The sequence below is a fragment of the Litoreibacter albidus genome (assembly GCF_900107015.1).
Taxonomy (GTDB): domain Bacteria; phylum Pseudomonadota; class Alphaproteobacteria; order Rhodobacterales; family Rhodobacteraceae; genus Litoreibacter; species Litoreibacter albidus.
This window is the reverse complement of record NZ_FNOI01000006.1, coordinates 138,438-152,436: the sequence shown is the minus strand read 5'-3', so window position 1 is coordinate 152,436 and position 13,999 is coordinate 138,438. Positions and strand designations below refer to the sequence as shown.

Sequence of the window (13,999 nt, the reverse complement as noted above, 5' to 3'; positions counted from 1 at the left end):
TTTACTTTCCGTCGCTCTTCTTTGCGAGAGTTTCTACAATTTCGACCAACCGCTCGGTGGCGTCAGGGCGCGACACGGACAAGGCCGCATGCACCATTTGAAGCGCCCCGTCGGGGTTGCCAAGGATGGTTTCGATGCTGTCCGACACGGTTTGCGCGGTCAGCTGGCTTTCGGGGATCATGATGGCCGCGCCCGCCTCAACCAACCCGCGCGCGTTGGCGGTTTGGTGATCAGCCGTGGCGGCGGCAAATGGGACAAGGATCGACGGGCGACCAATGACCGAGATATCGGCGACGGAGGATGCGCCAGCGCGCGAGATCACCAATTGGGCCTCTGCGAAACGAGCAGGCACGTTCTGGAAGAACGGCTTCACTTCGGCGTCGATGCCCGCCTGCGCATAGGTCGCGGCGGCGGTCTCAGCGTCTTCGTCGCGCGCTTGATGGGCGACGCGCAGATGGGATTTCATGGGCTCTGGCAAGGCGGCGATTGCGGCGGGCACAACCTCGCTCAGGATACGTGCGCCTTGGGAGCCGCCGATGACAACGATGCTCATCGGGTAGTCACCAGGGGAGATGTAGCCCGCCGATGCCCGCTCCAACACCGCGCCGCGCACGGGGTTTCCGGTGAAGACCCCCTCCACACCGTCGGGCAAATCCGTGGGCCATGTGCCGCAAGCCACCGCGTCGACGCGTTTGGCAAAGACTTGGTTCACGCGGCCCAGTACGCCGTTTTGCTCGTGAATGGCGCGGGGCAGCTTCATCAGATACGCCGCCGATATGGCAGGAAAACTAGGGTAGCCGCCGAAGCCCACGACCACGGCTGGGCGATCCTTGCGAAAGCCCATCATGGCGGACATCACACCTGCGGCAAGCTTGAACGGCGCAGTCAGTTTACCCACGATTCCGCCCCGCGCGAATGTCGCGGATTTCAGCTGCTCGATCTCAACAGAATGCGGGAAGCCGCCGGTGTAGCGCGCGCCGCGCGCATCGGTGGACAGCTTGACTCGCCAGCCACGCGCCAGCATGGCCTCGGCCAAGGCCTGCGCGGGGAACATATGCCCGCCGGTGCCGCCTGCGGCGATCACCAGAAGTGGCGCATCAGACATCAGTGGCCTCTACGGCTGAGAAGGATATCGCGCATCTCGTCTTGTGGGCGTTGGCGGGTGAAGGCCAGCAGCATGCCTAGCGCAATACCGCCTGCAATCAACGACGAACCGCCGTTAGAAACGAAGGGCAACGTCATGCCTTTGGCGGGCAACAGGCGCACGGCCACACCCATGTTGATCACGGCCTGCATCGCGAACATGGCGACAAGGCCAGTGCCTGCAAGGCGAATGAACGGGTCGCGTTCCTTCATCAAACGGTGCAGGCAGCGCACCGAAAAGATCGCGTAAAGCGTGATGATGGCCAGCACCATGACAAGGCCGTATTCCTCGGCCGCCACGGCGATGATGAAATCGGTATGCGCATCGGGGAGTGACCATTTCACCGAGCCCTCCCCCACGCCGACACCGAAGTAGCCGCCTTCGCGGATGGCGTTTGTGGCATAGCCCAGTTGGGTGGTTGGATCGACCTCTGCGGACAAGAAACCGTCGATACGGCGCGCAAAGTGCTCGGACAAGGAATACGCGGTGAGGCCCGCGAAAACCACCGCCCCCGCCATGCCCGCCAGCAAGATCATTGGCGCACCGGCGACGAAGTAGACGACGCCCCAGCCGAACAGCACCAGACAGGCCTGCCCGAAGTCCGGCTGCATTGCCAGAAAGCCCACGACGACCAGCGTCAGAAGGAAGGAATAGAATTTACCGGGGGGGCCGTTGATCTCCTGCCCGCCCGCGATCAGCCACGCGGAGGTGACGATAAACACAGGCTTCAGGAACTCGGACGGCTGGAAGGAGGCGAAGCCCAGCGAGTACCAGCGCGTCGCACCCTTACCGAAGTCCGTGCCGAAGACAGGAAGCAGCACCAAGGCCACCAACGTCACCAAGAAAAACAAGGTGGCCAAGCGCCGGACCATAAGCGTCGACATCATCGACACCGCCACCATCGTGACCATCGCGAGGCAGCCAAAGAACGCCTGACGCGACACGTAATGGAAAGGATCGAGGCCGTTTTTCTCGGCCAGAGGCGGCGACGCGGCCAGCCCCAGCAAAAGCCCAATCGCAAATAATGCGAACACGCAGGTCATCGACCAACGATCTAGAGTACGCCACCATTTGGGAAGAATTGGCTCGCCTGGATGCACCAGAGCGGTGCCATACACCATCTCAGTCATGAGAATTACCGCCTTAACTGCCTCAATCGTCCGATTTTTCGGATCTATCCCATAATCCTAACGGCAAAAGCCCCAGCAATCCAGTGTCAAGTTTTGCAATTGCGCAAGAGAACGCCGGTTGCAATGGTGTGCGCAACCCAAACAGGAGGCGATCCATGACCCGTGCTTTATCTGTGGCGTGCCAATGCGGCGCGTTTCAAGCGGAGATCCACGATCCCCATGCCGCCAGCTGCAACCATGCGATCTGCTACTGCAAAGATTGTCAGGCCTTCGCGCAGCACCTTGGGCAAGGGCCGCATGTACTGGACTTCGCGGGCGGCACCGATCTGTTTCAAACGCAGCCCTCACAGGTGCGGATAATATCGGGCGCGGACAAGTTGGCGGTGCTGCAACTTGCCCCTAAGGGGCTTTATCGCTGGCACACCTCCTGCTGTAACACCGCGCTTTGCAACACGATGGGCACGCCAAAACTGTCCTTCGTGGGGTTCATGACGGCCAATATTACCGAGCGCGACGCGCTGCCCCCCGTGACGATCAAATACAAGCCAGAGCATGCCACCGCCCCCGTCCCGAAACCGCACGGCAGCCTGCTGCGATTTGCGGGGTTCACCATCAGAAACCTGCTCAAGGCGCGGATCACGGGGTCGTGGAAAAAGAACCCGTTCTTTGGTGATGACGCGCGGTCTGTGGTGAAACCCTATGTGCTGAGCGAGGCCGAACGGGACGCGGCCTACCGCCAAGTCACTTAAACGCCCCGCCTGCGCAACCGCCATAGCGCGACCGCGGTGAGCAACAGAAAGCCAGCCAAGACTGGCAGCAACACCGTGTCAGTGTAAACTGCGCCGATCAGCCCCGTTAGCCCCAACGCCGTCAAGACGATCGGCAGCAACGGCGTGACACAACACAGCGCCGCAATCACTGTGCCTGCGAGCCCGAAGGCGAGTAATTTGCTTTTCATAATAACCGCCCCCTAGGTAATGCACCCTCGCCGTCCAGCAAACCGTGCCACAAATCTGCTGAAACGGGTGCGCAAAACGCCCCTTTCACGGGGATGTGACGAGGACGCCGCCGGTGACCCTCGCAACCTGCCGTATGCCCCCCCTTGCGCGTGAAGGCGCAAACCAGATGATTTGCAACATATTGCCGGAAGTTTCCGGCCTCGCCTTAAGGCAGAATTCATAGGCTGCGCCCGAAATCCCGATGTAGAAAACGGGGGATCGAACGTGGCAACACAGCTGACCGGCACGCAGGCGGTACTTGTGTCGGAAACCGACGCGAGCACTTATTTCGTTGGCGGTCCGTTCTCGCTTGGGACGGGGCCGTTTACCGATTTGGCCTTCTCCGCCGACGATGATGAGACAGACTTCGCCTCTTTCGGGGCGCAGCACGCTGAAACCTTTGGCGCGGGGCGTCAGACGGGCAGCCTGACGAACAGCGGTGGCGGCACCTATGACCAAGGGCTTGCATCCCTTGACGACGTGTTGACCATCACCCATCCGGTGACCGGCGCGGAGATACTGGTTGGGCGCGTTACACTGCGGGTGGACTCCGGCGACCCCGGTGGTGGGGCGCAGCTGCAGGACTTTTTCATTTTCAGCGGCCCGATAGACCCGAACGTGAGTTACACCGTGACGGCTGCCGAATACACGCCCGGCGCCAGTCCCGAGCAGAGCTACGCCTACAGCGAATTTAGCGGCGGGGATGTGGTGTGCTTCTGCTCCGAGACCGCGATCCTGACGCCAAGCGGGCCAAGGGCTGTGGACGACATAGGGGCCGGCGATCTGGTCCAGACGGCGGACAACGGCGTCCAGCCGGTTTTATGGGTCGGGCGTCGGACGCTCACCGCGGCGCAGCTGGCGGCGAACCGCAAGTACGCGCCAGTGCTAATCGCAACCGGCGCGCTTGGCAACACGGCGCCGCTTGTGGTGTCCCAACAGCACAGGCTTTTGCTGGGCAACCGATTTGTAAAGGCCAAGCATCTGGTAGACGCCCCCCGCATCCCTGCCCGACTTGCGTTGGGTAAGCGCCGGATGTCCTATATTCACCTGCTCCTTGAGGACCATCAGGTGTTGTTCGCCAATGGCGCTGGTGCCGAAAGTCTGCTGTTGGGGCCGATGGCGCGCAACGCGCTGTCCGCCAACAGGATGGGACCGCACCCACAGGCCGATATCAAAAACGCCACCTTCGCTACCCCGTGCCGCCCGATGATCAAGCGGTACGAGATGCTATCGCCCAAGGCCAGTGCGGCCCCCTAAGCTGATGTTATGCCGACAGGCTGATGTTGAACTTGTTGCCTGTTGGATCGCGGAAATAGCCGCCGTAAAAGCGCGCGCCGCGCTCCCCCGGCGGACCGCAGTCGGTGGCACCATGGGCCAAGGCCAACGCATGCACCGCGTCAACGTGCGCACGGTCTTTCGCCGCCAGCGCGATCATGGTGCCGTTCCCGTGGGACGCCTCCGAGCCGTCAAACGGGCGGGTTACAATGATCATTGGCGCGTCGGGGCCGAAGCTGTAGCCGATCATCGTATCCAAGCTATAGGCGCGAGTGCCTTTCAACGCCCCGAATAGCACGTCGAAGAAAGCAGCCGAAGCTGTCAGGTCGTTTGACCCGATCGTAATGTAGGAAATCATGAGTTCTCTTTTCACGTTAGTCACCAACGTACCGAGAACTGGCGCGAGGGCCAGCTCCGGCACGAAACCAAGACCTTTTCAGGTCGAACGGAAGAGAGTTAAGCAATCATAGGAAATTTCTAACGGGTGCGACGGGCCCCGTCAATGAGCGCCGCCGCAAGGTATCCCCCCGCCTAGCCGCCAGTGACCGCCGCGACCTGCGCGATGAAATCATCGCCGCGCTTCTCGAAGCTGTCGTACTGATCGAAACTTGCGGCGGCGGGGGCCAGAAGCACCGTGTCGCCTTTGACCGCATCCGCCGCAGCGCGGGCGACGGCGGTGGCCATATCGGTGCAAACCTCATGGGGCAGATCGCCGAGTTGCATCGCGAAATTCGCCGCTTCGCGCCCGATCACATAGGCCTTAGTGACGCCGCCGACATGCGGCAAAAGCGCGGACAGGCCGCCCTCCTTCTCCAGCCCGCCACAAATCCAGCGAATGTTCTGGAAAGCTTGCAACGCCTTGGCGGCGCTGTCGACGTTGGTTGCCTTACTGTCGTTCACGAAGGTCACGCCGTTTGCCTCCCCCACCCGTTGGGAGCGGTGCGGCAAGCCGCCGAAACTGTGGAACGCGGCCTCGATCACGCGCGGGGCAAGCCCGACGCTGCGGCAGGCCGCGTAGGCGGCGCAGGCGTTTTGGTGATTGTGCGCGCCTGGAAGTCCGGGCACCGTGCGCAGGTCGATGGACGCCATTTGCTTGCCCTTGCGCCATTCCGCAAGGAAGCCCTTCTTGGCGAACACGGTCCAGCCGTCCCCCGTCAGCTTGCGCCCGCTGGAGACGCGGATGACGCGGTCATCAACGGCGTTTCCGGCCATTTGATTGGCAAGATACTGCCCCTCGTCCTCGTCCACACCTATGATGCAGCGATCCGGCCCACCTTCGGAAAACAGTCGCCGTTTGGCCGCGAAGTATCCGCCCAGACCGTCGTGACGGTCCAGATGGTCGGGGCTGAGGTTGGTGAAAATGCCCACGTCGGGCGTCAGCGATCTGGCAAGGTCGGTTTGGTAACTCGACAGTTCCAGCACGACGACTTCGCCGTCGATTGCGGGATCCAGATCCAGCACGCCGCGCCCGATGTTGCCGCCAAGTTGCGTGGGTCGTTGGGCGTGTTCCAGAATGTGGTGGATCAATGCGGATGTGGTCGATTTGCCGTTCGAGCCTGTCACCGCGATTATTTTGGGCATGCGCTCGAAGTTGTCCCACTCCGGCGTCGCAAAAGAGCGGAAGAACAGCGAGATGTCGTTATCAACGGGAACGCCCGCGTCCCATGCGGCGCGCACGACCTTGTTGGGCTCGGGATACAAGTGCGGGATACCGGGGGAGACGATCAATGTCGCCACGCCGTCAAACGCGCCCTGCTTTGCCAGCTCCCGCGTGGTGAAACCCTCGGCTGTGGCCGCGTCGCGGGCCTGTTCATTGTCGTCCCAAACGACGACATTCGCACCGCCCTCGCGCAAACCGCGCGCGGCAGAGAGGCCGGAGCGGCCAAGGCCCAGCACCGCAACCGTGGCACCGGAATAGCCTTGGACGGGGATCATGTGGCGGCCCCTTGCAGGTAGTCCGTGTGGTAGTATGGCCCGTTAAAGGCCAGTTCCAACGAGAAGGCGCAGGGCTGGTCCACCAACGCTTTCAGCCCCGCCGTCAGGTCCGCCAGAAGCGCATTCATAAACGCCGCGTCGCGGTGCGCCTTGGGCAGCAACGTGAGGGTGATCAGTACATGCGTGCTTTGAAAATCCTCCACACGGTAGGCGCGGGATTTCACCGCGCCCGCGCCGCTGTCGTGGTTGGCGACCGTGGTTTCGATCAGCCCCATCATCGCCTGCGTGTCGAGGCTCATATCGGCGGAGTATTTGATTTCAGCATGGGGCATGAGAGATGTCCTAGGTTAACGAACTTTGAGCGTTGCCAAGCCGATCATCGCGAGGATCAGCGAAATGATCCAGAAGCGGATCACGATTTGTGGCTCGGCCCAACCCTTCTTCTCGAAGTGATGGTGGATCGGGGCCATCAGGAACACCCGCTTGCCGGTTTTCTTGAAGTAGAGCACCTGAATGATCACCGACAATGTCTCAACGACGAACAGGCCGCCGACGATGCCCATGACCAATTCGTGCTTGGTCAGAACGGCAATTGCGCCAAGCGCGCCGCCCAAGGCCAGCGAGCCAGTATCGCCCATAAAGACCGCAGCAGGTGGCGCGTTGTACCACAAGAAACCCAGCCCGCCGCCGATGAGGCCGGCCATAAAGATCAGCAATTCGCCGGTGCCGGGCACGTAGTGCAGGCCAAGGTATTCGGTAAAGTCAACGCGGCCCACGGCATAGGCGATCACGCCCAAAGTCGCGGCGGCGATCATCACCGGCATAATGGCAAGCCCGTCGAGGCCGTCGGTCAGGTTCACGGAATTCGCGGCCCCGACGATGACGAACATCGCAAACGGGATGAACATAAAGCCAAGGTTAACCAGCGTGTCCTTGTAGATCGGCAAGGCCAGTTGGTTGACCAAGGCATCGGGATGGACGGTCGTGGCGAAATACCCCGCCACGGCAGCAATGGCGAAACCGATGATCAGACGGATGCGCGCGGAGAGACCCGCGTGCGAATTCGATGTCACCTTGGCGTAGTCGTCCACGAAGCCGATGGCCCCGAACCCGACGGTGACGAACAACACGATCCACACGAACCCGTTGTCGAGCCTTGCCCAGAGCAATGTCGACAGGATCAACGCGCCAAGGATCAGCACGCCGCCCATGGTGGGCGTGCCCTGTTTGGTCAGGATGTGGCTTTCGGGGCCGTCATCGCGGATTGGCTGGCCATTGCGCTGCTTGCGCTTGAGCAAGTTGATCAACGGGCGACCAAACATGAAGCCGAAGATCAGCGCCGTGAAGAAAGCTCCGCCCGCGCGAAACGTGATGTAGCGAAATAGGTTAAAGAAATCGCCGCCATCTGAGAATGCGGTGAGCCAATACAACATGTAGCGGTGTCCCTGTTAGTTACCAGCTACGGATTGGCCCAAATTTGTGATGGCGTCAACGATCAGCGCCATTTTCATGGACAAAGACCCCTTTGCCATGACCACGTCGCCCGCCTTGACCAAGGCCAAGGGGCTTGCGGCCAGCTCCGCGCTGGTGGCGGCCCACAGACCCTGCTTGGAGGATGGCAGCGCATCGTAGAGGTGCTTCATCAACGGGCCAACGCAATGGACTTGCTGGATTTCATCCATCGCGGGATGGGTGGCGAAGCTTGCATGCAAATCGTCCTCGGTCGCACCGAGTTCCTTCATATCCCCCAAAATCGCCACCCGACGGCCAGCGGTATCCGGCGGATTGGCGCTGGCGAGCACGGCCAAAGCTGCCCCTACGGAAGCAGGGTTGGCGTTATAGGCGTCATCGAACAGGTCGATTCCCTGCTCCGGCATATGCGCATCAAGGTGGATAAAGCGGCGTTGGCCGCGCCCCGATGGCGGTGCCCAATTGCCGAGTTCTACGGCGGCGCGGCCCAGATCGGCACCCGCCGCCGTGGCGGCGGCAAGGCAGGCCAACCCGTTCATGGCAAAATGCCGCCCCGGCGCGCCGAGTTTGAACACCAGTGCTGCGCCGTCATGGGTGGCGCGGCAAACGGTCGACGCGTCGCCGGATGTGGCCTCTAGGAGTTGCCAATCGGCGCCTTCGGCTTCGCCAAACGTCTGGCGGTTGGCCGGTGCTTTGGACAGCAACAAATCGGTAGTGGGCAGGTCGGCGTTGATGATGGCGGTGCCGCCTTGCTCCAGCCCCTCAAAGATCGCGGCTTTTTCACGGGCGATATCTTCGACGGAGGCGAAGGCTTCCAGATGGGCGGGGGCAACGATGGTAATCAGCGCCACATGCGGGCGGGCCATTTTGGCCAGCGGCGCGATCTCGCCCGCGTGGTTCATGCCGATCTCGATCACCGCAAAATCAGTATCTTTGGGCATCCGCGCCAATGTCAGCGGAACGCCCCAATGGTTGTTGTAGCTTTTTTCTGCCGCGTGAACCGCGCCTTGGCCCGTCAGCGCAGTGCGCAACATTTCCTTGGTGGAGGTTTTCCCGACGGAGCCTGTGACGCCAATAACGCGCGCATCCGTGCGTGCGCGCGCAGCACGTCCGAGCGCTTCCAATCCGGTTAACACATCCTCAACGACCAGCAGAGGTGCGTCCGCAGCTACGCCCTCGGGGATACGGGACACCAGTGCGCAGGCCGCGCCCGCAGCCAAGGCTTGCGCCACAAAATCATGCCCGTCGCGCACATCCTTGAGGGCCACAAACATGTCCCCCGCCTGCAATGTACGCGTATCAATGGAGACGCCAGTGGCCTGCCACGCGACCGCCGATGTGCCGCCTGTGGCGGCGACGGCCTCCTCAGAAGTCCAGAGTGTCATAGTGTGCCCTCCAACGCGGCCACCGCGACGCTGGCCTGTTCCACATCATCAAATGGCAACACGTCGTCGCCGACGGTCTGCCCCGTCTCATGCCCCTTGCCTGCAATCAGCAGCGTGTCGCCAGCGCCAAGCGCATCAACGCCGCGCAAGATGGCCTCCGCGCGGTCACCGACTTCGGTGGCGCTTGGCACGGCGTCCATGATCGCGGCGCGAATGGAGGCCGGATCTTCGGAGCGCGGGTTGTCATCCGTCACAAACACCACGTCTGCGTTGTCGCGTGCAGCGGCCCCCATCAGCGGGCGCTTGCCCTTGTCGCGGTCACCGCCCGCCCCGAACACCACAACAAGGCGGCCCATGACGTGCGGGCGCATCGCCTTGAGCGCAGTCGCGAGGGCGTCGGGCGTGTGAGCGTAATCGACGAACACGGCAGCCCCGTTCGCACGTGTCGCGGCCTTTTGCATCCGGCCCCGCACGGTGGTCAGCATTGGCAGGGTTTGAAACACGTCCTCGGGCTTCGCCCCTGCCCCAATCGCCAAACCGGCGGCGATCATGACGTTGGAGGCCTGAAAGCCCCCGATCAAATCAAGGCGCGCCTGATGGGTCTGTCCCGCAAAAGAGAACCGCAAATCCTGCCCCGTGGCGTCAAAACGCTGGCCAAGCAGTTGCAGGTCACAGTGATCAGAGGTGCCAACACGCAACAGACGGTGCCCGCGCTCGTTCGCGATGGCGGCCATGTCGACGCCTTTAGGGTCGTCCATATTGATCACCGCGACGCCGTCTTGCTCCAGCACGCGGCGAAACAAGCCCGCCTTGGCGTTGAAATATTCGTGGAAGGTCGCGTGGTAATCGAGGTGGTCTTGGGTGAAGTTTGTAAAGGCGGCAGCGATCAGATGCACCCCGTCAAGGCGGCGCTGTTCCAGCCCGTGGCTGGAAGCTTCCATCGCGGCGTGGGTCACGCCGTGGCCTGCCATCTCGGAGAGCAGCTTGTGCAGGGTAATCGGCTCCGGCGTGGTGTGGGTCATGGGCGCTGTAAACACGCCCTCGACACCAGCCGTGCCAAAGTTGACGGCCTGAAGGCCCAGCTCCAGCCAGATTTGGCGGGTAAAGCTGGCGACCGAGGTTTTGCCGTTCGTGCCGGTCACCGCCACCATGTTGCCGGGCTGTGCGCCGAACCAAAGAGCAGCGGCATAGGCCAACGCTTGGCGCGGGTCTTCGGTGACGATCAGCGCCGCGCCGGAGGCTGCGATTTCCTCTTCCGCAATCGCGGCCCCTGCGGGGTCTGTCAGAATTGCGCCCGCCTCCATGCGCAGGGCGTATTGGATGAACTCCGCGCCGTGCACATTCGTCCCGGGCAAGGCTGCAAACAAATGGCCCGGCTTCACCGTGCGGCTGTCGACGGACAGGCCGGTGACCTCGGCCTCCGCCCCACCTTGGGCGGTCAGCCCCAATTCATTCAAGCTTGCGCGTGTGCGTGCCATACTGCCCCCTGGGTAGCCGCCCCAGATTGCCTAAAAGGGCTACTGCGACGCCGTGTTTACGACTTGGCTTAATTCATCGCGATCCAGCACTGGCCGCAAGCCCAAAAGGGGGGCGGTGCGGCGGATCATTTCGGCGGCCACGGGAACGGCAGTCCAGCCGGCGGTGCGGCGCGGTTTTTTGCCGGAATTTTCCGATGGTTCGTCCAGCGTCACGATGAGCACGTATTTCGGGTCACTCATCGGGAAGGCCGAGGCGAAAGTCGCGATGACCTTATCCTTGTGATAGCCGCCGTTGTTCTTTGGCTTGTCAGCGGTGCCGGTTTTGCCACCGACTTCGTATCCCTCAACACGCGCGAAGGACGCGGTGCCGCGTTCCACGACGGCGCGCAGCATGTCACGGGCCTGCGCCGATGTGCGCTCCGAGATGACGCGCGGGCCTTTAACTGCGACCTCTTGCTTCAGCAAGGTCGGTTTCACCAACGTACCGCCGTTCACCATCGTTGAATAGGCGGCGGCAAGGTGCAGCGGGCTGGCGGCCATACCGTGGCCGTAAGATACGGTCATAGTGTGGATATCTGCCCACTTCTTGGGCAGCAACGGCTTGGCACCGGGGGCCTCTACCAGTTCCACAGGTGTGGGTGCGAAGAAGCCAAGCGAACTCAGAAAATCCTGCTGACGCTTCGCCCCGATATCAAGCGCCATGCGCGCGGTGCCGATGTTCGAGGACTTCACGATGATATCCGTCACGCTCAGCTCGGGGCCGTAGTTGTGGAAGTCGCGAATGCGGAAGCGGCCTTTTTGCATCGGGCCTTTTGTGTTGATCACGGTCGACGGGTTCACCAGCCCCAGCTCCAATGCTTGGGCCGCTGCGAAAATCTTGAAGGTGGAGCCGAGTTCGTAGACGCCTTGCACCGCGCGGTTAAACAACGGGCTGTCGGACGGGTCGCCCTTGATCAGCCCGTTCGGACGGGTGTTGGGGTCGAAGTCCGGCAGAGAGATCATCGAAATGACCTCCCCTGTGTGGACGTCCATCAGGATGCTTGTGGCACCCTTGGCGTTCATCAGCTTCATGCCGCCTTGCAACACTTCGCGGGAGGCCGCCTGAATAGTCATGTCGAGGGACAGGCGCAGCGGTGCGCCGTCCATTGCCGGATCGCGCAGGTAGTCGTCGAAGGCTTTCTCGACGCCAGCGGTGCCGATCACCTCTGCGGAGTGGACACCCTCGCGCCCGAAGCTGGCCCCGCCCAAAACGTGAGCCGCCAGCTTTCCATTCGGGTAGAGGCGCATTTCACGTGGCCCGAACAGCAAGCCGGGATCGCCAATGTCATGCACAGCCTGCATCTGTTCTGGGCTAAGTTTTTTCTTGATCCACAAGAACTTACGAGACCCAGTGAAATCTTTACTTAAACGTTCCAAATTCAGATCAGGGAAGATCGCGACCAGCTCTTTCGCGGCGCGTTCAGGCTCGATCATCAGATGCGGCTGGGCGTAGAGCGAGTTTGTAATCAGGTTGGTCGCCAGCACGCGGCCGTTACGGTCCACGATGTCGGAGCGTTGCGCAACGATGTTTGCGCCGGAGGCGGAAGCACGCGGCTCCACGGCCTCGGAGGAGGCCAGTTCGGTCATGCGGCCACCGATCATGAGGAAGGCGATCACGAAGAAAAGGCCCACGAACAGCAGGCGGCTTTCGGCGCGTTGACGCATCTTGTCGCGCATTTCTTCGTGACGGGCGCGGATGTTTTCGCGCTCAATACGGTCTGGGTTTTCGCCCTTCTGTCTTGCTTGCAGAATTCGCGCCAAGGGGCGCAGCGGGGTCCGGATCATGGATATTGCTCTCCGTCCTCTGCGAGGTAGTTGCCGCGCACATCGACCGCGCCGTTGATCTCGTCGAGGTTCAACTCTACTTCTGGCGGCGGGAAGGCCACTTGTGCCACGTCGCCGAACTGGTCGGGCGTGATCGGCAGCAATTCCAGATCGGGGAAGTTCAGATCCGCAAGATCGCGCAGGCGCTCTGGGCGGTTCAGATATGCCCATTCCGCGGCAAGCACGGACATGGTTTCACGCGAGGAGCCGATTTCGCGTTGCAAGCCGGACGCCGTGCGCAGGGCTTCTTGGGTTTCGTAGTTCTCGTAGTAAGCCCAGTATCCCAAGCCCATGACCGCAAGGGCCGACACAGTGTAAAATAGTCCACGCATTACAGTAGCTCCTGTCCTGTCAGTTTCGGCAGGCCCAAACCGGCCCGTCCTTTGTCTGCTGCGGGGGCGTCTGTGCGCCGCCCTACCCTGAGCTTGGCCGAGCGCGAGCGCGGGTTTAGCGCCAGCTCGTCCTTGTCAGCCGTCACCGCTTTGCGGGTGATCAACTCGAAGGTTGGTGCGTCGACCTGTTGTTCAGGTGCATAACGCGACCCGCCGCTGGTTTTGCCAGCGCGGGCTTGCAGATATTTCTTCACGATGCGGTCTTCCAACGAATGGAAGGTCACAACGGCCAATTCACCGCCGGGTTTCAGGGCACGTTCTGCCGCCTCCAACCCGCTGATTAACTGGCCAAATTCGTCATTCACCGCGATGCGCAAAGCTTGGAAGCTGCGGGTTGCGGGGTGGCTTTTACTGGGATTGCCTTGCGGCAAGACACTCTCAATCACCTCGACCAGCTTGGCCGTTGTGGTGATCGGGCGGGCGGCGATGATCGCTTTGGCGATGCGGCGCGAGGCGCGTTCTTCGCCGTATTGGAACAGGATGTCGGCCAACAAGGCTTCTGACCCGTCGTTAACCAGATCAGCGGCGCTTAACCCGTCTTGCCCCATGCGCATATCCAGCGGGCCGTCGCGTAGGAAGGAAAAGCCGCGCTCCGCCTGATCGAGCTGCATGGATGACACGCCGAGGTCCAGAACCACACCGTCGACCAAATCGCCCGCAAGCGTGTCCAGCTCCGAGAAAGTGCCGCGCTTCAAGGTCAAATCGGGATAGGTGCCCGCCCAATCGGCGGCCATATCGAACACCAAAGGGTCACGGTCGATGCCGATAACCTTGGCGCCCTTATCAAGGAAAGCGCGCGAATAACCGCCAGCCCCGAAGGTGCCATCGACCCACACGCCTTGCGGTGTCACCAGATCTAGGATCGCATCAATGAGAACCGGCAGGTGCGGCGCATCAGGGTTTGTCTCACGCGGCACTTTTGCAGACAT

General features: G+C 61.7%; 14 protein-coding genes. 2 read left to right on the top strand and 12 right to left on the bottom strand.

Features of this window, described 5'->3' with window-relative positions; all coding sequences use genetic code 11:
* Position 1: 1 nt before the first annotated feature.
* Both murG and BLW66_RS14115 read right to left on the bottom strand, forming a co-directional pair.
* On the bottom strand, positions 2-1,105 hold the full coding sequence (gene murG, locus BLW66_RS14120) for an undecaprenyldiphospho-muramoylpentapeptide beta-N-acetylglucosaminyltransferase (protein WP_089947800.1): 1,104 nt from the start codon (positions 1,103-1,105) through the stop codon (positions 2-4).
* Positions 1,105-2,274, bottom strand: coding sequence for an FtsW/RodA/SpoVE family cell cycle protein (locus BLW66_RS14115; RefSeq protein WP_089947799.1), 1,170 nt, complete (start codon positions 2,272-2,274; stop codon positions 1,105-1,107). Before BLW66_RS14115 ends, murG begins: the two co-directional genes overlap by 1 nt.
* Before the next feature lie 155 nt (positions 2,275-2,429).
* Here BLW66_RS14115 and BLW66_RS14110 point away from each other — a divergent pair, with 155 nt between their 5' ends.
* Positions 2,430-3,023 carry a DUF6151 family protein gene (locus BLW66_RS14110; RefSeq protein WP_089947798.1) on the top strand — a complete coding sequence of 198 codons (594 nt, stop codon included), beginning with the start codon at positions 2,430-2,432 and terminating at the stop codon, positions 3,021-3,023.
* On the opposite strand, the gene merF is transcribed toward BLW66_RS14110, so the two are convergent.
* Entirely contained in the window at positions 3,020-3,232 is a 213-nt protein-coding gene (gene merF, locus BLW66_RS14105) for a mercury resistance system transport protein MerF (RefSeq protein ID WP_089947797.1), read from the bottom strand. The genes BLW66_RS14110 and merF overlap by 4 nt on opposite strands.
* Positions 3,233-3,497: 265 nt before the next feature.
* On the opposite strand from merF, the gene BLW66_RS14100 reads away from it, so the two are divergent.
* Positions 3,498-4,529 carry a Hint domain-containing protein gene (locus BLW66_RS14100; protein ID WP_170833485.1) on the top strand — a complete coding sequence of 344 codons (1,032 nt, stop codon included), beginning with the start codon at positions 3,498-3,500 and terminating at the stop codon, positions 4,527-4,529.
* Positions 4,530-4,536: 7 nt separating this feature from the next.
* Here the strand turns inward: BLW66_RS14100 and BLW66_RS14095 are convergent, their stop codons facing one another.
* The 9 genes from BLW66_RS14095 to rsmH all read right to left on the bottom strand — a co-directional run bounded on the left by BLW66_RS14095 (position 4,537) and on the right by rsmH (position 13,999).
* Positions 4,537-4,905: a VOC family protein gene (locus BLW66_RS14095; protein WP_089947795.1), complete on the bottom strand. Its 369-nt coding sequence runs from the start codon at positions 4,903-4,905 to the stop codon at positions 4,537-4,539.
* Positions 4,906-5,078: 173 nt separating this feature from the next.
* A complete protein-coding gene (gene murD / locus BLW66_RS14090; RefSeq protein ID WP_089947794.1) occupies positions 5,079-6,482 on the bottom strand; it encodes a UDP-N-acetylmuramoyl-L-alanine--D-glutamate ligase in 1,404 nt (467 codons plus the stop codon).
* Positions 6,479-6,814: a hypothetical protein gene (locus tag BLW66_RS14085; protein WP_089947793.1), complete on the bottom strand. Its 336-nt coding sequence runs from the start codon at positions 6,812-6,814 to the stop codon at positions 6,479-6,481. Before BLW66_RS14085 ends, murD begins: the two co-directional genes overlap by 4 nt.
* Before the next feature lie 15 nt (positions 6,815-6,829).
* Positions 6,830-7,915 (bottom strand): phospho-N-acetylmuramoyl-pentapeptide-transferase, encoded by a 1,086-nt coding sequence (gene mraY / locus BLW66_RS14080; protein WP_089947792.1) that lies wholly within the window; start codon positions 7,913-7,915, stop codon positions 6,830-6,832.
* Positions 7,916-7,930: 15 nt separating this feature from the next.
* Positions 7,931-9,337: a UDP-N-acetylmuramoyl-tripeptide--D-alanyl-D-alanine ligase gene (locus tag BLW66_RS14075; protein ID WP_089947791.1), complete on the bottom strand. Its 1,407-nt coding sequence runs from the start codon at positions 9,335-9,337 to the stop codon at positions 7,931-7,933.
* Complete coding sequence (locus tag BLW66_RS14070; protein ID WP_089947790.1) at positions 9,334-10,815, bottom strand: UDP-N-acetylmuramoyl-L-alanyl-D-glutamate--2,6-diaminopimelate ligase; 1,482 nt, start codon at positions 10,813-10,815, stop codon at positions 9,334-9,336. The genes BLW66_RS14075 and BLW66_RS14070 overlap by 4 nt, the downstream gene beginning before the upstream one ends.
* Positions 10,816-10,854: 39 nt before the next feature.
* Positions 10,855-12,639, bottom strand: a complete 1,785-nt coding sequence (locus BLW66_RS14065) for a peptidoglycan D,D-transpeptidase FtsI family protein (RefSeq protein ID WP_089947789.1) — start codon at positions 12,637-12,639, stop codon at positions 10,855-10,857.
* Positions 12,636-13,010, bottom strand: coding sequence for a cell division protein FtsL (ftsL, locus tag BLW66_RS14060; RefSeq protein ID WP_089947788.1), 375 nt, complete (start codon positions 13,008-13,010; stop codon positions 12,636-12,638). The genes BLW66_RS14065 and ftsL overlap by 4 nt, the downstream gene beginning before the upstream one ends.
* Positions 13,010-13,999: a 16S rRNA (cytosine(1402)-N(4))-methyltransferase RsmH gene (rsmH, locus tag BLW66_RS14055; protein ID WP_089947787.1), complete on the bottom strand. Its 990-nt coding sequence runs from the start codon at positions 13,997-13,999 to the stop codon at positions 13,010-13,012. The genes ftsL and rsmH overlap by 1 nt, the downstream gene beginning before the upstream one ends.